The sequence below is a fragment of the Terriglobus saanensis SP1PR4 genome (genome assembly GCF_000179915.2).
Taxonomy (GTDB): Bacteria; Acidobacteriota; Terriglobia; order Terriglobales; family Acidobacteriaceae; genus Terriglobus; species Terriglobus saanensis.
This window is the reverse complement of sequence record NC_014963.1, coordinates 4,312,351-4,331,297: the sequence shown is the minus strand read 5'-3', so window position 1 is coordinate 4,331,297 and position 18,947 is coordinate 4,312,351. Positions and strand designations below refer to the sequence as shown.

17 protein-coding genes are annotated in these 18,947 nt (G+C 59.3%); 14 read left to right on the top strand and 3 right to left on the bottom strand.

All coding sequences use genetic code 11. The features are described 5' to 3' along the window. The first annotated feature begins 228 nt into the window (after window positions 1-228). Together ACIPR4_RS17870 and ACIPR4_RS17865 are read left to right on the top strand one after the other, a co-directional pair. Window positions 229-1,113: a class I cytochrome c gene (locus ACIPR4_RS17870; protein ID WP_013570071.1), complete on the top strand. Its 885-nt coding sequence runs from the start codon at window positions 229-231 to the stop codon at window positions 1,111-1,113. Further along, window positions 1,110-1,607 carry a DUF2165 domain-containing protein gene (locus tag ACIPR4_RS17865; protein WP_013570070.1) on the top strand — a complete coding sequence of 166 codons (498 nt, stop codon included), beginning with the start codon at window positions 1,110-1,112 and terminating at the stop codon, window positions 1,605-1,607. The genes ACIPR4_RS17870 and ACIPR4_RS17865 overlap by 4 nt, the downstream gene beginning before the upstream one ends. A gap of 16 nt (window positions 1,608-1,623) precedes the next feature. Here ACIPR4_RS17865 and ACIPR4_RS17860 read toward each other — a convergent pair whose 3' ends face one another. Beyond that, window positions 1,624-2,091, bottom strand: coding sequence for a GNAT family N-acetyltransferase (locus ACIPR4_RS17860; RefSeq protein ID WP_013570069.1), 468 nt, complete (start codon window positions 2,089-2,091; stop codon window positions 1,624-1,626). A gap of 102 nt (window positions 2,092-2,193) precedes the next feature. On the opposite strand from ACIPR4_RS17860, the gene ACIPR4_RS17855 reads away from it, so the two are divergent. Next, window positions 2,194-3,087, top strand: a complete 894-nt coding sequence (locus ACIPR4_RS17855) for a LysR substrate-binding domain-containing protein (protein WP_013570068.1) — start codon at window positions 2,194-2,196, stop codon at window positions 3,085-3,087. Window positions 3,088-3,119: 32 nt separating this feature from the next. Here the strand turns inward: ACIPR4_RS17855 and ACIPR4_RS17850 are convergent, their stop codons facing one another. Next, a complete protein-coding gene (locus tag ACIPR4_RS17850; RefSeq protein WP_013570067.1) occupies window positions 3,120-3,425 on the bottom strand; it encodes a YXWGXW repeat-containing protein in 306 nt (101 codons plus the stop codon). A gap of 296 nt (window positions 3,426-3,721) precedes the next feature. On the opposite strand from ACIPR4_RS17850, the gene ACIPR4_RS17845 reads away from it, so the two are divergent. The 3 genes from ACIPR4_RS17845 to ACIPR4_RS17835 all read left to right on the top strand — a co-directional run bounded on the left by ACIPR4_RS17845 (window position 3,722) and on the right by ACIPR4_RS17835 (window position 6,858). Continuing rightward, window positions 3,722-4,354: a sigma-70 family RNA polymerase sigma factor gene (locus tag ACIPR4_RS17845; RefSeq protein ID WP_013570066.1), complete on the top strand. Its 633-nt coding sequence runs from the start codon at window positions 3,722-3,724 to the stop codon at window positions 4,352-4,354. Beyond that, a complete protein-coding gene (locus ACIPR4_RS17840; RefSeq protein ID WP_013570065.1) occupies window positions 4,351-5,043 on the top strand; it encodes an anti-sigma factor family protein in 693 nt (230 codons plus the stop codon). Before ACIPR4_RS17845 ends, ACIPR4_RS17840 begins: the two co-directional genes overlap by 4 nt. Before the next feature lie 75 nt (window positions 5,044-5,118). Further along, window positions 5,119-6,858, top strand: a complete 1,740-nt coding sequence (locus ACIPR4_RS17835; RefSeq protein ID WP_013570064.1) for a tetratricopeptide repeat protein — start codon at window positions 5,119-5,121, stop codon at window positions 6,856-6,858. Window positions 6,859-7,030: 172 nt separating this feature from the next. Here the strand turns inward: ACIPR4_RS17835 and ACIPR4_RS17830 are convergent, their stop codons facing one another. Next, on the bottom strand, window positions 7,031-10,192 hold the full coding sequence (locus tag ACIPR4_RS17830) for a TonB-dependent receptor (protein ID WP_013570063.1): 3,162 nt from the start codon (window positions 10,190-10,192) through the stop codon (window positions 7,031-7,033). A 443-nt stretch (window positions 10,193-10,635) separates the two neighbouring features. Here ACIPR4_RS17830 and ACIPR4_RS17825 point away from each other — a divergent pair, with 443 nt between their 5' ends. The 8 genes from ACIPR4_RS17825 (at window position 10,636) to purU (ending at window position 18,944) form a co-directional block, all read left to right on the top strand. Next, on the top strand, window positions 10,636-15,105 hold the full coding sequence (locus ACIPR4_RS17825; RefSeq protein WP_013570062.1) for a DEAD/DEAH box helicase: 4,470 nt from the start codon (window positions 10,636-10,638) through the stop codon (window positions 15,103-15,105). A gap of 109 nt (window positions 15,106-15,214) precedes the next feature. Beyond that, window positions 15,215-15,388: a C1orf53 family protein gene (locus ACIPR4_RS22845; protein WP_013570061.1), complete on the top strand. Its 174-nt coding sequence runs from the start codon at window positions 15,215-15,217 to the stop codon at window positions 15,386-15,388. Beyond that, a complete protein-coding gene (locus ACIPR4_RS17820) occupies window positions 15,385-16,341 on the top strand; it encodes a VWA domain-containing protein (RefSeq protein ID WP_013570060.1) in 957 nt (318 codons plus the stop codon). Before ACIPR4_RS22845 ends, ACIPR4_RS17820 begins: the two co-directional genes overlap by 4 nt. Before the next feature lie 56 nt (window positions 16,342-16,397). After that, window positions 16,398-16,640: a hypothetical protein gene (locus ACIPR4_RS17815; protein WP_013570059.1), complete on the top strand. Its 243-nt coding sequence runs from the start codon at window positions 16,398-16,400 to the stop codon at window positions 16,638-16,640. Window positions 16,641-16,684: 44 nt separating this feature from the next. Continuing rightward, window positions 16,685-16,942, top strand: a complete 258-nt coding sequence (locus ACIPR4_RS17810) for a hypothetical protein (RefSeq protein WP_013570058.1) — start codon at window positions 16,685-16,687, stop codon at window positions 16,940-16,942. A 44-nt stretch (window positions 16,943-16,986) separates the two neighbouring features. Further along, window positions 16,987-17,364: a 6-carboxytetrahydropterin synthase QueD gene (queD, locus tag ACIPR4_RS17805; protein ID WP_013570057.1), complete on the top strand. Its 378-nt coding sequence runs from the start codon at window positions 16,987-16,989 to the stop codon at window positions 17,362-17,364. A 2-nt stretch (window positions 17,365-17,366) separates the two neighbouring features. Beyond that, complete coding sequence (locus ACIPR4_RS17800) at window positions 17,367-18,056, top strand: 7-carboxy-7-deazaguanine synthase QueE (protein ID WP_013570056.1); 690 nt, start codon at window positions 17,367-17,369, stop codon at window positions 18,054-18,056. A 30-nt stretch (window positions 18,057-18,086) separates the two neighbouring features. Further along, on the top strand, window positions 18,087-18,944 hold the full coding sequence (purU, locus tag ACIPR4_RS17795; protein ID WP_013570055.1) for a formyltetrahydrofolate deformylase: 858 nt from the start codon (window positions 18,087-18,089) through the stop codon (window positions 18,942-18,944). Window positions 18,945-18,947: the final 3 nt, after the last annotated feature.

Here is an 18,947-nt window from a genome sequence, read left to right as displayed (position 1 = left end):
GACGCAACTTCCGAGGATAAAGTTTTCGGTGTTACGTCACAGGCGTATTGCGGCGTGATCGAAGCAAAGTTCCTGGAGTTTCTACTTATTCAAACGCTTAGCCAAGTGATCGATGAGATCGCTTGCCTTCATCCTTGGAATAGAAATGCAATCGGCCGTGTTAATCCCTGACAGAAACGATCTGAATGTTGGGGTTGGAACTTGCTTAATCGAATAAAAAATCTCTGGATGGCAGGCCTGCTCTCGTTTGCCGCAGTTTCGCCCGATACGAAGAAGGTTGGGATACAAGAGCTGCCTCCGTTCCATGACAAGCTTCCGTTGCATGAGAGCCGCATTGCATCAGAGGATTTGACCGTCTCCGGCGATTTGCCCGGACTACCTGCGAAGGCCGTACGCTTCGTCTCATACCCCGACTTGCTCAGGCTTCCCCAGGTCAATTTCAAGGTAACGGACGATCCCAATTTCAAAGAGGCGACGGAGATTGGCGGTGTTTATCTTGAAGAAGTTCTGCGCGCGCTCGGTATATCCGAAGAAGGTACGCTGATCGCCGCGATCTGCGACGACAAGTACGAAGCCCACTACCCCGTTGCATACCGGGCCGCGCATCACCCCATTCTTGTCCTGCAGATCAACGGTAAGCCGCTAAGCCAACGGTCTCGAACCGGAGACGGAGGCACGTATGGTCCATATCTGATCTCGCACGCCTCGTTCACCCCAAGGTTTCGAGTACTCAGTTACGCGGAAGAGGCGCAGATACCGAATGGTGTGCTTGAGTTGCGATTCTCCAAAGAGCATGAGGTCTTTGAGGCGATCCATCCGCGCGGCCCCTCCGCTGGAGGCTCATCCCAGAGGTTGGGCTATACGATCGCACGGGAAAATTGCTTCCGTTGCCACAATTCTGGTGACTATGGTGGAAACAAGTCGGGCAGGCCCTGGAGTTCACTCGCCCGCCTTGCCCAGACAAATCCAGAAGACTTTGCGCGCTACATCAAAGACCCTCACTCCGTAAACAGGTTCGCCCAGATGCCGGGCTTTCCGGAATACGATGAGGTAACGCTCTCCGCATTGACAGCCTATTTTCAAACCTTCGCTTCCGGGTCATCGTCCCAATGATCCTGCGTCTGTCTAAAATTGCCCTGCTTGCGTCTGTTGCTCTGTTCTACACACTGGTCGTCTTCAATAATTTGACTGACTATGAAGCCAACGATCAGTTCGTACGCCATGTACTGCAGATGGATACGGTCTTTCCCGGAAGTCCCCACCTGGGCCGTGCGATCCGTTCGCCGCTGGGTGAGACGTTGGCTTATTACGCCATCATCATCTGGGAGGCGGCGGCCATGGTGCTGACGTGGTGCGGTGTGATTCGATTGACGGTCGCGCTTCGCGAACCAGCCGATACCTTCAACTTATCCAAACGTATCCCGATCTTTGCGCTTACGTTCGGGCTCATGCTCTGGTTCGTAGGCTTCCTGACGCTGGGAGGCGAGTGGTTTCTTATGTGGCAATCCAAACTTTGGAACGGACAGGAGGAGGCCTTTCGCATGTTCGCATCGATCGGCATCGTCCTCGTCGTGCTGGCGCTTCCGGAGGCCGAAGCTCAACCCTGAAGAGAATGCGAGTCGGCTATAGCGCCATCTCCATATAGACATCCGCCCGCGCATAGGGCGAAGGCACGATTCGCTCCGGTGGCAGGTGCTGAAATCCCAGTGCCTCGTACAAATGGACCGCATTCTTCAGCTTGCTGCTCGATTCCAGATAAAGCCGCTTCGCTCCGATCCTCCGTGCCAGGTCGATTATCCCTTGCAGCACCTTGCGCCCGATCCCTGCGCCCCGCAGGTCTTCGGCGACAGACATCTTCGCGACCTCATACTCATCCGGCCCCATCGCCACCAGCGCGCAGCATCCTACCACCGCCCCGTCTGCCTCTGCCAGCAGAATCCTTCCGCCCGGCTCAAGGATCTTCTTCCGCGGATCGGCAAACGTCGCTTCGTCCTTCGCCTCCATGGCAAACATCTTCTTGATCCACGCTTCGTTCAGCTCCCGAAACGCAGCCTCATCCCCGTCCATAAACTCCCGCATCTTTACATCCATCACAACTCCCTCCATACGACACATCACTCCCATATCTGAACGCTAAAACCCCTAAGCCAAGATGTCCAATATCTAAAAGACGTCGATCTATACTTACTTGATATGAATGAAGAGATAGAACTCCGCCATCTCCGATATTTTCTGGCGGTTGCAGAGACGCTTCACTTCAGCGAAGCCGCCCGCCGTCTCGGCATGGCGCAGCCTCCGCTCTCGCAGCAGATCAAGCGTCTTGAGGAGATCCTCGGTCACCAGCTCTTCAACCGCACCACGCGCGGCGTACGCCTCACGCCCGCAGGCTCTCTGCTCGTCGAACGCGCTCGCTCCACACTGGCCAAGGTGAATGACGATATCGAACAGGTCCGCCACATCGGACGTGGAGAAGAAGGAACGCTTACCGTCGGCTTCGCTGGCTCCGTCATCTTCACGCCGCTCCCCGCAGCTATCCGTACCTTCCGCCGCCTCTATCCACGCGTAGAACTTCGCCTGCAAGAGATGTTCACCTCCGGGCAGATTGCCGCTCTGCACAACGGAACGCTGGATCTGGCCTTCCTCCGTGACGGAGATCCGACGGAGGGCCTTACGCAACTGACGCTCCGCAAAGAGCCGTACGTCGCGATCCTTTCTGAAAAGCATCCTCTCGCCTCGAAAAAAACGCTGCAGGTCAAAGACCTCGCCGGGGAACCCTTCGTTCTCTTCGACCGCCGCATGGGTCCGCTCGCCTTCGACCGCACGGTCGCGTGCTGCGAACGCGCTGGCTTCCGCCCCAACATTATTCAGAACGCGCCGCAGTGGCCTACGGTTGTTCGGCTCGTCGCTGCAGGCCTCGGCGTCTCACTTGCACCCGCCTGTGTCACTGCGGTCACCATACCGGGAACCGTCTACCGCCCAGTCCGTACGATCAGTCGCACCACCATCGACGTGGCCTTTCGCCAGGACCACGACACCCAACCCGCCAAGAACTTCCTCGCCATCGCCCAGACGCACCTCAGCGGCTGAACTTTCTCAGCCGCTGAGGTGGGTTCAAAGAGTTAGCGCCAATAACCATCACGCCAGCGATAACCATGTCCATCGTGGACCCACGCGCCCTGGTAGTAATGTGCGTGCGGACGCGGGGGAGCGAGATATTCGCCCGGTACCCAGACATAGCGACCGCCATCCCAGCGGTGGTATCCCGCCCGCCATACATAGCCCGGCCGGGGGGGAGGAGGACGTCGCTCCACGATGGGCCGTGGCGGCCCGATGTGCACGTAGACCTGGGCTTCGGCCACAGCCGCAGCCATACCGAAACTGAGAACGCCAACTGCCAGAGTCTTCCAGAGGCTTTGAAATTTCATCGTTCTTCTCCTTCGTACGTTCTTCGTACCCTCCCTGAAACCCGAGCTTCCACTGCAAGTTTCGCTGTGGGGGGCGGATCTTTTGCTTCAAAAAGATGCCGATTTTTGTCCTCGTGCTGCATCGAATAGGGAAAGTTTGGGAACAAAAGGCTACATTCGGTGTCTATAAAAGCAGAGTGAACGCGAGAGCACTCTGCCGCCGGCGGCGAAATTCTTTCTTTCTGTAGATGTTTGCCTCGCAGGTACGCGGGGAAGTAGGCTGAAAGGGTTCCAGTATGTGGGCACAAAGGTTGGCGATGAGCGAGGTTGCAAGCGCGGTAGGGTTGCGGGCGGAAGATGCCGAACTCGTGCGCGAACTGCAGGCCGGCTCCGAGCATGCCTTCGACCTCTTGATTGCCCAGTACCACGCGCCGCTGTATTCGCTGATTGCGCGCAGTCTGCAAAACCCCACCGACGCCGCAGACATTACTCAGGAAGTTTTCATCAAGGTCTTTCGATCGATCGGAGGGTTCCACGGCGACTCCTCCCTGAAGACCTGGATCTACCGCATCGCCCTGCACGAGGCCTCCAACCAGCGCCGCTGGTGGACACGGCACCGCAAACAGGAAGTCACCATCGATATCGACACCTCGTCGCAGGATGAAGATACAGAGACCTTTTCTCTGCGGGATTCGCTGGCCGATCAGCGTGATTCCCCCTTTGAGTGCGCCAGCCAGGCCGAGACGCGAGCGCGTGTGGAAGAGGCGCTGCGAGAGGTTCCAGAGGCATTTCGGTCCGTTCTGATTCTGCGTGAGATCGAAGGCATGCAGTACGACGAAATTGCAGAGATTTTGAACTTGAACATGGGCACGGTGAAGAGCCGTTTACTCCGGGGGCGCGCGACACTGCGGGAAGCCCTGTTACGTCAGCAAAAGGAGACGATGCGATGAACGATATCTGCACACCGATTCGCGAACGTTTCTCCTTTTATCTGGATGGCGATGTCAACGGCCTCGAGATGCAGCAGATTAGCGCCCACCTGGATACCTGCCCGAACTGCCGTAAGGAGTTCGCGGAGTGGAAGTCGATGCAGCGGGCCCTGATGGCCGTGCGCTCTGCTCCTCTTCCCGAAAATCTGGCGGTTCGGCTGCGGGTTGCGCTTTCGCACGAGCGTTCCGATGCGCAGCGAACCCTGCTTCAGTGTTTTGTGGATCGTTGGGAACTCTACCGCGACAATACCCTGCGCCCCTTTGGCGTCCAGGCAGCAGTTGCCACTGTGGCGGTGGTGCTTCTGGTCTTCACCTTCAGTCTGCTGGGTGCCGTTGCCGCGCCTTCCTCGGTCGAAGCGAACGACACCCCGCTGACGGGTTTCTCCGCTCCGCGCTACATGTACTCCGTGCAGGGCTCAGCGGCGGATATCGAGGTCGCTCCCGACCGTCCTCTGCTGGTCGAAGCGCAGGTCAATGCGCAGGGACGCGTCTACGACTACAAGGTGATCTCCGGTCCGCACGATACGGACACCGAATCGCGTCTGCGGAACCAGATGGTGCATGCCGTCTTCGAGCCGGCGCATGTCTTTGGATTGCCTGTGCGCGGGCGGGTCCTGTTGACGTACGCTGGAATCTCAGTCCACGCTTAACGTGGCCTGACGGTTTGCGCGGGGAGCCCCTGCTTCCATAGACTCGCCAGATACGTCCATTCGATAGAGACCCCATTGAAACTGCATTCCATCCTTCCGCTTTTCCTCGTCGCGCTGCCTCTGGCCGCGCAGGTATCTTCCAGCAGCTCCAGCAGCACACCCACCGAAACCCGGCGCGTCGAAGCTGCCGGTTCGGCCATTACGCTGGATACCTCTGAAGCCCTCTTCGATATCGCTGCCGGCCTGAATGCTTGTGGCTATGACGCCGACCTGGAGCACTCTCTTCCGGTGCGGGCCGAAATCCGCCGCGAAATGGATGAGACGCTGGGAAACTCGGGCCCCGCCCGCGCCAGCCGCGACGCCCTCTGCACCTATGTGAACTCGCATAAGCTAAATGGCGCGTTGAACCTTGCCCAGTACGTCTCGCTGGCGCTGTACACAACGCAGCCACCAGAGCTGACTGCAGCAGTCGGCGAAGCAGAGATGCCGCCCGACTCGCTTCAGGTCATCAACGTTCTGCCGCTGCTGCGTACCTTCTCCGAACAGATGGATCTGCACGTGCTCTGGATCAAACATCGCACGGAGTATGAGGCGGCTGTGTCCCGCGTGCACGATCCCCTGACGAAGATGATCCTGTCCGCGAATATCTACCTCCGGCAGCCCGTGTCGAGCTACGATGGTCGGCGCTTTGTCATTCTGCTGGAGCCGTTGCTCTCCCCGTCCGCGACCAACGCGCGCATCTACGGAGCCGATCAATTCGTAGTGACCTCCCCTTCAACCGAGAACACGCCTCTCGATCCGGGCGGAGTTCACATGGACGAGGTCCGTCACAGCTATCTGCACTATGAGATTGAGCCTCTCGTCTATGCGCGCGCCGCATCGACAGAGCGGTTGCTGCCTCTGCTGAAGAGCGTGCAGGACGCACCGCTCGAATATATCTACAAGACCGATATCGTAGCGCTCGTGGCCGAATGTCTGATCAAGGCGGTGGAGGCACGGACGATCGATGTTGGCTTCCCCCAGCCGAAGAAGCCGGTCAACCCGAAGTCGCGCCAGGAGATCGACCACTACAACCTGGACATCATCGACTACGAGAAGCGGGCGGAGATCGTTCGCCGTGGTCTCGTCAAAACCGACATGCGGCAGGGCTGGATCCTGGTGCAGTATCTGTACGAGAAGCTGACGCAGATGGACTCCGCAGGTATTTCTTTGAAAGAAGACATCGGCGAAATGGTCTATGGCATGGACGTGCAGCACGAGGTCAATGTCGCCAAACAGATTCAGTTCTTCGCCGAGGGCTCGCATGAGTTGTTGAGCCGTGGTCGCGGTCCCAGAGGCCCGCAGCCAAAGCTCGCTGGCCTCGATCTCGCGGAGCAGAAGCTCTTCCTGCGCGACGCACCCGCCGCCCAGGCACTGGCCAAAGCCGAATTGGAGAAAGACCCAAAATCCGGACGGGCGATGTACATCCTTGCGCGTGTCGACCTCTTGCAACGCGATCCCGAAGCGGCGGTCGACCATCTGCACGCGGTCGTTTCGCTTTCGAAAGACCCGCACACCGTGGCCTGGGCGCACGTCTATCTCGGACGTTTATATGACACGCTGCCCGACCGCGAGCAGGCAGTCGCCGAGTACAAGGCTGCGCTCGCAACGCACGACGCGCACACCGACACGCATACCGCGGCTGAGGACGGCTTGAAAAAGCCCTTCGCCACGCCAAAGATCGATGCGAACGCACCTGCCGCCGATGACGATAAGGAACCACTGGATCCAACCGGGAAAAAACAAAAAGAGGCCTACCAACCCACTCCGCACTAACCCTTCTTTGTGCCCCATTCTTTTGCAGCCTCATCGCGAAAGGGTGGGGTCGCGCGGAGCGCATAAGCAACCTTTGTCATCCCGCAGCAAAGCGAAGGGATCTGTTGTTACCACCCAAAGAAAAGGCCACGAAGAAATCTTCGTGGCCTTTCCCTTTTGATTTGAAGTCCGTTTAGAAGATGTACTTCACCGCGGCCTGCAGTTCACGGTTGTTGATCTTCGTAGAAGAGATCTGACCGAAGCTACTGGAGCCAAAGCTCGTACCCGGGTTGGAGAACTGCGGTGTGTTCAGGGCATTGAAGGCCTCAAAGCGCGCCTGCAGTTTGTGGCTTTCGTTGTACGGCATGGCAAAGTCCTTCATCACCGCAGCGTTGACCGTCTTGGTTCCAGGACCTACGAGGCTGTTACGCGGTGTTGTTCCGAAGGTCGCCGTGCTGAGCGCGTAGGCCGCAGAGTTGAACCAGTTCGTCGATGTCTTCGTCGTGGCATAAGGACTCACGCCCTGCACCATGTTGGGACGCTGCCAGGAGTTGTCATCGTTCTGAGCATCCGTGCTCTGCGTTACATTCAGCGGGCTGCCGCTGTTGAGCAGGACCAAACCGTTGAGCGACCATCCGTTGATGGCCGTACCAAGAGCGCGATTCTGCGTGAACTTCGGCATATGCCAGACATAACCGATGACCAGGTTATGGCGCTGGTCTGTTGTTCCGCTGGCGTATTCATGCGGAGCACGAACGTTCTGGCAGGAGCAACCACCGCTGTTGACGTCGGCACCCTGGTTATCCAACTGGTGAGAGTAGGAGTAAACCACGGTGACGTTGAGTTGGCTCGTCAGGCGGTGCTCGAAGTGCGCCTGCAGAGCGCTGTAGTTTGAAGCGCCCGTGAAATCCAACGCGCGAATACGGGCAAAGGTGGGGTACGGGCGACGTGCCTGAACAGCTCCGACGCCGCCAGGCTGTGGCGAGTTGAAGTACTGCAGGCTGGTGTCCAGATGGGATCCCTTTACGCCGACGTAGCTGACGTCAAGAACGCTCTTGCCGAACTGTTGCGAAACCGTGAGATTGTACGTCTGCACGTTTACATCGGGACGCTTGCGATCCGGAGGAACCGTGGTGACATTGAAGAAGGGAGGGTTGGGATAGAGCGACGCAGGAACAGGCGTAGAGATTGTCGCAACAGGATTGGTGGCCGGATTGATGATGGTCAAACTTCCCGCGGTCGGAGGGTTCAACTGCAGGATATTGATGTTGTCGAACTGACCACCGAAGTAGGTCATGCCATAACCGCCGCGGATCACCGTCTTCGGCGTCATGCTGTAGGCAAAGCCGAGACGCGGTGCAATGTCCTTGTGCGTGATCTGCCAGATACCATCCAAACGCTGTCCCGGAGCTGGTGTGAGCGTCGGTGTGGGTGTGCTGAAGTCCAGCGTACGGGAGACGTTGTTGGTGTCGTACGGTGGCGCGTAAATCTCATAACGCACGCCAAGGTTGAGAGTGAGTTTGTCGGTTGCGCGCCAGTTGTCCTGGAAGTACTCGGCGGTGCGCCACTGGCGAGCTGCCGTGATGGGCACGCCTTCGGGGGTGATGGAGGTCTTGGGGTAGCCGAGCATGTAATCCGCAGCGGCATTGCCCGTGATGTCTCCGGTAAAGCTCTCCGAACCGAAGGGTGTGTTGTTGGTCGTGGCGTTGTCTTCTGCCTTGCGGAAGTCTCCACCGAAGAGCAGCGTGTGACGTCCGCGGGTCCAGGTGAGGTTATCTGCAAGCTGAAAGGTACGGCTGTAATCAAGGTTCGACGCTGCCTTGTCATCGCCCATGCCGAGGAAGCCGGAGATGTTCAGCAGGGGGAAACCCTGTTCGCTGGAGGTAAGATCGCGGCCGCTGGGGCCACCGACTTTGAAGCCGGTAATGCCCAGCGAAGCGATCGTAAAGCTGGTGTTGGTGCGTGTGCTGAGCTGCTTCACGTGCTCCAGGTTGACGCCCATGCGCAGCTCGTTCACCAGGCTTGGTGTGAAGATATGCAGGTACTGGAGCGCTGCGTTGTGCATGGGATACGTGCCGGTGAAGGTGAAGTTGCGATTCAAGTCAGAGTTGGGAAAGTCGCGATACGTGTGGATGTAGTGAACAAAGATCTGGTTCCGATCATTGAAGCGGTGATCCAGGCGAACGATCTCCTGGTCAACCTTTTCGTTTCCGATGCTCGATCCCGCGTAGTTCTGTCCGGAGGTCGAGTTCGGCAAGGGAACATATTGGTTGATGAGCGCCTGCGAGACCGCATTCACCGGGATAATGTTTCCGGCATAGAATCCGCCGAAGGGATTTTTGAGCTGGACTGGTGTCGCCTGGGTAAGCAGTGCGGAAAAGTCGCCATTCCGCTGCGCCTGTGTGAGCACATTGGCTGTCCCCGGTACTTCTGCGATGGAACGGAGACCTTCGTAGCTGAAGAAGAAGAAGGTCTTATCGCGGAAGATCGGCCCGCCAATCGTTCCACCAAACTGGTTCTGCTTCAGGACATTCTTTTTCTGCGGTGCTCTGGTGAAGTAGTTGCGTGCATCGACGGCGTTATTGCGGATAAACTCGAAGGCGCTGCCGTGGAAGCTGTTTCCGCCCGACTTGAGCTGCACACCGATATTGGTTCCAGCCGAAAAGCCGTACTGTGCAGAGTAATTGCCAGTCTGCACGCGGAACTCTTCAATTGCGTCGACGGAAGGATAAGAGTTTACATACGCCTGACGATTATTCAGCATCGTGATGCCGTCTACGTCGATCTGGCCCCAGCGATTGCGTCCGCCGTTTGCGCCGACAGCAGATCCTGCCGTGCTGGAGGAATGATTATCCGGGTTGTTGACGGTCACGCCGGGAGTCAGAACGGCTAGATCGTTGAACTTGCGCCCATTGAGAGGGAGATTGGCGGTTCGATCGGTATCGATCGTCGCACCAAGCGCCGCGCTTTCACTCTGGAGAAGAGGCATGGTGCTTTCGACTTCGACCACCTGCGTGGAAGCACCAATGGCGACCTTGAAGTCCACCTTGGCCTGCTGGGCGAGGGCAAGATCTACTCCCTTACGCTCTGCAGAACTAAATCCAGGCGCTGTGATCTCGACGTTGTATTTGCCGGGAGTGAGATAGCGGATCGAGTATTGGCCTTCAGAGCCGGTAGTCCCGACCTTGGTAATGCCTGTGGTCACCGAGGTGACAGTGACGGTTGCGCCTGCGACCACCGCGCCCGACGGATCGGTGGCGGTTCCAAGGATCGCAGTATCAACGCTCTGGCTGTACATCACCGAGCCCAAAAAAAGAAGGAGCGAGCAAATAAAACAAGTGAGAAGCTTGCGCATAGTGTCTCCGAAGTTAAAAACGGGTAAGGCCCTTTTTGGACGAGAAAATTTTCAGGCCGTAGGGATCTTCTTTGTAAAAGAGGTGAAGGAAGTGTTAGTGGGAATCTACTCGTCCTGGGGATCACCCGCAACGGGCATACGACGGAGTTTCCACTAGGTCAATAGGCGTAAAGGTAAACGTTTAACCACTTGATTTCCGCAGATCGCATATTCACGGGCTTCTCGTAGTCGAAAATGCTTTGCTCTCTCCGGAATCGAAAAGAGGCCTGAGGGTGAGCGCGTACGGACCTCTGACCCTTGAAAGCTGCAGATCATAAGCTCTGTCCATGAAAAATTTTCACGGATCGCTTGACGCTTTCCGCTAACTGAAAGAACTGAATGGGGCGCTGTCTCCTGTTTGTTTCTTGGCGAAGAAGGAGCGAACAAGCGCGCTAAAATATTCCATGGCTACCATCGCTCCGCTTCTCGACTCCGATTGCGCGCAGGACCTCGCATGGGCGCATCCGGTAGTGCGCGAGTGGTTTACGGCGAAGTTTGGAACGCCCACGGAGCCGCAGATCGAAGGCTGGCCCGCCATCGTGCGGGGCGAACCTACCCTGATCTCCGCACCAACCGGTAGCGGAAAAACGCTGGCCGCCTTTCTGGTCGCAATTGACCGGTTGCTCCGGGCAGCCATCGATGGCAGCCTGCCCCTCACGACGCAGGTGGTCTATGTCTCGCCGCTCAAGGCGCTCTCCAACGACGTGCAGAAGAATCTCGACCAGCCGTTGCGGGAGATTCAGCAACTCGCGATGGAACGTGGCTATCTCTGCGCGCCGATCCGTACAGGCGTCCGCACCGGAGACACGCTGCCGAGCGAACGCGCGGCGATGCTCAAACATCCGCCGCATATTCTCGTCACCACACCGGAATCTCTCTATCTGATCATCACTTCGGCGCGTGCGCGGGAAAACCTCCGCCACATCCGAACCGTCATCGTCGACGAGATCCACGCGATAGCAGACGATAAGCGCGGAGCCCATCTGGCCCTGACGCTGGAGCGCCTGGACGCCCTGGTGACAGGCGAAAACCGCTTATCGCCCGGTGCTTTCCTCACTGGCCTCTCCGAGGCCCCGCAACGCATTGGCCTCAGCGCAACGCAAAACCCTATCGAACTGGTGGCAGACTTTCTCACCGGCGTGGATCGCGACCGCGTCACAGCAACCATCGTGCAAGTGGGCCAACGGCGCGTGCTCGATCTCGGCATCGAGATTCCGAATGAAGAGCTTGGTTCGGTCTGCAGCACGTCCATGTGGACAGGGATCTTTGATCGCATCGCGGAGCTCTGCCGCGAACACAAATCCACGCTCGTCTTCGTCAATACGCGACGGATGGTGGAGCGGCTCTGCGGTGCTCTGGGCGAACGTCTCGGGCAGGAAAACGTCGCGGCGCATCACGGATCGCTCTCGCGCAGCCTGCGCCTCGACGCGGAACAGCGGCTGAAGGCAGGCGAGATCCAGTGTCTCGTCGCCACGGCGTCGCTGGAACTGGGTATCGACATCGGTGCGGTCGACCTCGTCATCCAACTCAACAGCACGCGGGCCGTTGCGGTCGCCATGCAGCGCGTCGGGCGAGCAGGGCATTGGCGCGGCGCTGTACCCAAGGGGCGATTCTTCGCCACCACGCGCGACGACCTCATGGAGCAGGCGGCGCTGGTGCAGGCGATGCGTTCGGGATCGCTGGACAGACTCGAAGTGCCGCCACATCCGCGCGATGTCCTCATGCAGCAGATCGTCGCAGCCTGCGCTGCGGAGCCATGGGAAGAAGACGCGCTCTTTCATGTGCTCACGCGGGCCTATCCCTACCGCAACTTCACGCGCACCGAGTTCGACGAACTCATCACCATCCTGCATCAGGGCATCGAAAGCTCACGCGGCCGCTACGGCGCCTATCTCCTGCGCGACGGCATCGCCGGGCATCTGCATCCACGCCGAGGCGCACGCATCACCGCCATCGGCAACGGCGGCAGCATTCCGGACTCCGCATTGTACTCCGTGGTGCTCATGCCGGAGGAACAGGTCATCGCCACGTTGGACGAGCACTTCGCGGTGGACTCCGGCCCCGGCGACGTGATCCAGTTGGGCAATGCGAGCTGGCGTGTCCTCGCGGTGGAGAAAGAAGGCCGCGTCCTCGTAGAGGATGCGCACGGCGCTCCGCCCAGCGTTCCGTTCTGGTTTGGCGAAGCGCCCCAGCGTACAGATGTGCTCTCAGACTTCGTAGGAAACCTCCGCGAGGCCATCTCCGACCGCACGCGGAACGTGCATCATGCGCACGTCACAAAGCAGGATGAAGACGTAGCCAGCACGGTCGCGTGGTTGTGCGAGCAGTGCGCCATCTGCGAATCCGCGGCGCTGCAGCTCGTGCAGTACATCGTGGCTGGCCGCGCGGTGCTGGGCGCCGTGCCGACGAAGAACGTGTTGATCGCAGAACGCTTCTTCGATGAAGGCGGAGGCATGCAGCTCATCCTGCACGCACCCTTTGGCGGACGCATCAACCGCGCGTGGGGTCTGGCGCTCAGAAAGCGCTTCTGCCGCGGCTTCAACTACGAGTTGCAGGCGGCGGCAACGGACAACGGCATCAACATCTGTTTGGCAGAGCAGCACAGCTTCCCTCTGGCCGACGTCTTCCACTTCCTCACTGAGCAGACGGCGAAGGAACTGCTGGAACAGGCCGCGATTGCCTCGCCCATCTTCAAAACGCGCTGGCGCTGGGCCGCCAACCGGTCGCTGCAACTCCTGCGCTTCATCAAGGGCAAGAAGGTCCCGCCCCAGGTCCAGAGAACGCGCGGTGAAGATCTCCTGGCGAGCGTCTTTCCGCAGGCGGCGGCCTGTTTCGAGACCATCGTCGGGGACATCCAGATCCCCGACCATCCCCTCGTCCGCGAGGTCATGCAGGACGTTCTACAGGAGGCGATGGACCTTGCAGGCCTGGAAGAGATCCTGCGACGGATCGCGGATGGAACGCTTACCTGCATTGCCGTCGATACGCCCGTTCCATCGCAGTTTGCGCATGAACTTCTGAATGCGAACCAGAACGCCTTCCTCGATGAGGCCGGTCTGGAAGAGCGTCGCGCACGCGCCGTCTCGCTGCGCCGAACGATTCCTGACGCCGTCCTGGGTGAAGCCTCGCGCCTCGACCCCGCAGCCATTGCCACGATCCGCGAAGAGTGCTGGCCCGATCTCCGTGACGAGCATGAGCTCCACGACCTGCTCTTCTCCGCGATAGCCGTGCCCATCGCGCTCTTTGCCGGGGACGACGCGCGTGCCTATCGCACAGAGGCCGCACGCCACTGGCCCGAGTTCTTCGAACGCCTCGCCCGCTCTGGCCGCGCCGTGCAGCTTCGACTCGGCACCGCAGAGAACGCACAGGAGTTCTGGGTTGCGGCGGAACGCCTTCCGCTGGCCGATCTGCTGTGGCCTGAAGTATCCGCCGAAGCTGTCACAGGGCGCGAAGATGCTCTGCGCCTCGTCACGCAAGGCTGGCTCCAGCTTCTCGGGCCCGTCACCTCGCGCAGCCTCGCCGAAACGCTCTCCCTCGACGCCGTCGATCTGTTCACGCAGATGGTTGCCATCGAGGCGCAGGGGCTTGTGCTGCGTGGCATCTACGAGCACACCGCCACAGAGGTCAACGAAGAGATTGAATGGTGCGAGCGGCGCATTCTGCAGCGCATCCATCGGCTCACGCTGGGGACGCTGCGGAAGCAGATTCAGGCCGTCACGCCCGCGGAGTTTTACCGCTGGCTCCTGCGCTGGCAACACGTCGCTCCGCAGACGCAGCTTGCCGGAGAAGAAAGCCTTCTCGAAGCTCTATCGCAGCTCGAAGGCTTCGAAGCTCCCGCCATCGAATGGGAACGGTCGATCCTTCCCGCCCGTGTGCACGACTACGACCCCCGTGCCCTGGACCAGCTCTGCCTCTCCGGGGCAGTCGGTTGGGGACGCATCTCTCCGCATCCGGCATGGGGCGTGGGCAACGGCACCGCGCCGCGCCGCGTGATCCCGACCAATATGGCACCCATTACCTTCTTCCTTCGCGACACGGCCGACTGGCTTCCCCGCGCCCTGTCGCAGAAGTCCATCGACGAGGTCAAGCTGGCACAGGCGCTTTCTCCGGAGGCCAACCGCGTTCGATACCTCCTCGCAGAGCGCGGAGCCTGCTTTGCCTCCGACATTCAGCGCCTCGCTACGCTCACCAAGCAGCAGACGCAGACTGCACTCTGGGAGCTGGCGACGGCAGGCCTCGCGTCAAGCGATGGCTTCGACCAGCTCCGCTGTTTCATGGATCCGAAGCGCCGTCAGAGCGCCACCGCCGCACCCGCCAACGCTGCCAAACGCACCACGCGATCCACGGCGGGGCGATGGTCGCTCTTTACCGAAGAGTTCCACACACCACTCTCCATCACCGAGGCCGCGCGCGAAGAAGAGGCCAGCGTCGCCGCTTCCGCGCGCATGCTGCTCTGCCGCTACGGCGTCGTCTTTCGCGACCTGCTGGACCGGGAGACGAACGTTCCCCGCTGGCGTGAGCTCGTCGCGATGTTGCGCAGACTGGAAGCTCGCGGCGAGGTGCGCGGCGGTCGCTTCGTCTCAGGCTTCTCCGGTGAGCAGTACGCCCTTCCCGAAGCCGTCGACTCGCTTCGTGCCTCGCGCCAGCTCACATCCGATCCTGCGATCACGCTGGCCGCCTCTGACCCCATGCACCTAATCGGTGTGGTCGTCCCCGGCGATCGCGCAACCGCGATTGCGGGAAGGAAAGTTGTGGTCTGCGGCACGGGCTTGATTCAGAGCGAGGATGTCGGGCCTGCAAATATGCCGGATGCCGAGGTCGTCCCCGTTCTATCGAATAGGACTGTGCCCGGAACGGCGCATCTCTTTGCGTAGTGAAAACATTCCGTGGCAAACCTTTTGTCATTCCGCAGCGAAGCGGAGGACAAAATGAAAGGGGACCGACCACAGCCCAACGCGCTTTGCTCTAATCTAAGCCTGAGCCATGTCCGAGAACCCCACCGATATTCCGCTTGAGCCAGGCGACTCCTACATGGATGGGCCCTATCTCGTCTTCACGGCGCAATACCTGTTGAAGCAGGGATACTGCTGCGGCAACAACTGCCGCCACTGCCCTTACGGCAACAGCGACGAAGATCGCGCAGCGCTGGCGAAGTGATCCGCCTCGCGGTCGTCCTGTGCTTTGCACTCTCCATGGCGGCGCAGGAGCCATTCACCATCCCCGTCTCGGTGAACGAAGTCCACGTGACCTTCCGTGCGGTCGATGCCTCAGAACAGTTCGTCACAGACCTCCAGATTCCCGACCTGCAACTGCTGGATAACAAGAAGCCGCCAGCTTCGATCGTTCGCCTGACCAAACATACCAGCCTCCCGATTCGCGCGGGCATCCTCTTCGACACCTCGCCCTCCATGCTGGGTTATGCGCTCTACCGGAACCGCCGACTTGCGGCCGCGCTGGTTACAGAAGTCCTGAATCTCAGGACCGATGCAGCTTTTCTGCAAGCCTTTGACACTGAAGCGACCATGCTGCAGCCCTTCACTGCGGACTCTACAAAGTTAATCTCCGCACTCCGCCACGTCGACGAACGCGCCTACTCCAGGATGACGGGTACGGCACTCTTCGATACACTCTACCGTGCCTGCAGGGATCGCTTTACACCGCAGGAGGTCCACGCTTCCGCACCGACCAACAACTTCATCCTGCTCTTTACCGACGGTGCCGACAACGCCTCCCACGCCTACATGCGCGACGTCATCGACATCTGCCAGCAGACGCACACCGCCGTCTACATCTTTTCCCTCGACTCCGGAGCGCACGGGCAGCCGCAGCGCGTCCTTCGCGAACTCGCGGAGCAGAGCGGCGGCCGCATCTTCTACAGCAAGGAAGAGGATAATTATCTCTCCATCAGAAAGCAGGGAACCAACCCTGTGACGGCTAGCGATCTTGCCCATCTGCATCTGATCGAACGCGACCTGCGTGACGAGTATGAGCTTGTCTACCGGCCAGCAGGACTCAGGAACGACGGCAAATTCCATTCTATCCAACTCAGAACACCCTACCGCCCAGTCTCCCTCTCGGCACGTACCGGCTATTACGCCCCGCAAAAGTGACTCGTCCGGGACACAGGGCCATCGCCCCTGTATCTTCAAGGAGCGGAGCAGTTTGCATGCCTTATATCCACGTCGACCGAATCTTCCATGAACTGCGCGAGGAGTTCCTCTCTGCCATGCATACCGCGGTGGAGCGCGAGGTGCGGAACGGAAAAGTCGACGTCAACCGCCTCTACCGCGCGTTTACCCGTACCGCCGCCGCCAAATGCGGCAATCCGCAGCGTGTTTCCGAGAAATGCGTCGCCGAAACCTCCGCTCCCAGGGCCCGCGCAGCCAAGCAGGCCCGCATCGAAGAGTAGAGAAAACACGCAGCTCCCCGCTTCGATAGACTGAAGACATCACGATGGGCCGCAATCTCTACATCCTCGCCGCCACACTGGGTTTCTTCGGAGCCGTCTGCTTCGTGCTGGCCTTTACCGGCCTCGTGCATGAACCCGGCTCCCCGTCCGACAGTGTCCTGTGGCGCACCATGGGGATCTTTCTTGTCGCTGGAGCACTGATCGCAGCCCTGCTCGGGGTCCTGCAGACTATGTTCGAGCAGGCGGAGCGCCGCGACGAGAAGCACCGCATCGATCAGCGGGAACGGAACCGCAAGCACTAAGCGTAAGCGGCCACAAAGCGCCATAAAGGTAAACTGGTAGAACCATGTTCGAAGTCACCGTTGAAGCGACCTTTTCCTCCGGCCATTACCTGCGCAATTATCGCGGGAAGTGCGAGAATCCGCACGGCCATAACTACAAGGTCCTCGTTACGCTCGTAGGGAAGGAACTCGATGCCAGCGGCCTGCTGCTCGACTTCAAGCTTCTCAAGCAGGTTATGCGCCCTGTCGTCGATTACCTCGATCATCAAATGATCAACGATCTTGAGCCGTTCACCACTGTGAACCCCTCGGCTGAAAATCTCGCGAAGTACTTCTTCGACGAGACCAGCAAGCAGCTCTTCGAGATGAGTGAGGGCCGAGTCAGCGTCAAGCAGTCCACCATCTATGAGACCGATACCTCGATGGCGACTTACTACGAGTAGTCATGCATCTCATCGAACTCTACAAATCCGTCCAGGGTGAATCCAGCTTCACCGGCATGCCGTGCATCTTTGTGCGCTCTGCTGGCTGCAATCTTCGCTGCGCCTGGTGCGACTCGGAGTACACCTTCTCGGGCGGCACCCCGTTTACGGAAGACGAGATCGTCGCGCAGATTGAGGCCCTTGCGCCCTGCCGCCTGATCGAATTTACCGGCGGCGAGCCCATGCTCCACGCAAAGGAGCTCCTACCGCTCATGCGACGTCTCCTTGCCGATCCCAGGGGCTATACCCTCATGATGGAGACCAGCGGCGAGCGTCCTTTGCAGGATGTTCCCACCGCGGTGCATAAGATCGTCGATGTAAAGTGCCCCGGCGCAGGTTCCGCGTTTGGCAGCTTTCGTATGAGCAATCTCGATATTCTCACGCAGCGGGACGAGGTGAAGTTTGTTCTTCGGGATCGGGTGGACTACGAGTTCGCGCGCGACTTTATCCGCGAACACTCCCTCAACGAAAAGGCGGGCGGCATCCTGCTTTCGCCCGCCTTTATCAAGGTTCCGTCCATCCTTCGTTCTGCGGACAACATGGAGCTGGACGCCCGGCACCTTGTGGACTGGATGCTCGCGGATGGCCTAGACGCGCGCCTGTCGTTGCAGGTGCATAAGTTCATCTGGGAGCCCCAGAAAAAAGGCGTGTAGTCGTTTCGCGCTATGAAAGGTCTTTGCAGTATGTCGAAAACCGCGGTTCTCCTCGTAGACTGTCCCGATCGCAAGGGACTCGTCGCTGCCATCCATAACTTTCTCATCGAGGCTTACGACGTCAATATCCTGAATGCGGACCAGCATCAGGATGCCGAGCTTGGCCTCTTTTTCATGCGCGTTGAGTTTGTTACGGAGAACGAGGAGTGTACTGTGGACCACTTCCGTGAGCGCTTCATGCCCATCGCAGCGAAGTATGCCATGCACTGGCGCATGGACTTTGAAGACACGCAGCAGAACGTCGCAATCTTCGTTTCACAGTACCTGCATTGCCTCGCCGACCTTCTCTACCGTCACCAGACGGGCGAGCTTCAGTGCAACCTGACCATGATCGTCAGCAATCACGAGGACGCACGGCCTCTCGCGGAGTTCTACAAGATTCCCTTTCATTACACGCCGGTGACCGCCGCAACCAAGCAGCAGGTCGAGCAGCGGCAGCTTGCCCTACTGGCCGAGGCGAAGGTCGACCTCGTCATCCTCGCGCGGTACATGCAGATCGTCTCGCCGCAGTTCGTCGACGCCTACCCGCAGCGGATCATCAACGTCCACCACTCGTTCCTGCCCGCCTTCACAGGAGCCAGGCCGTACCACGCGGCTTTCGCGCGCGGGGTGAAGCTCATCGGCGCAAGCAGTCACTACGTCACGGCAGAGCTGGACGAAGGTCCGATCATCGAGCAGGATGTCACGCGCATTTCGCAGAACGACGCTCTGCCCAGCCTGATTCAGAAGGGCCGCGATTTAGAACGTCTCGTTCTCTCGCGTGCGGTGCAGTGGCATCTCGGCCACCGCATCCTCAGCTACGCAAACAAGACCGTCATCTTCGCTTAGACG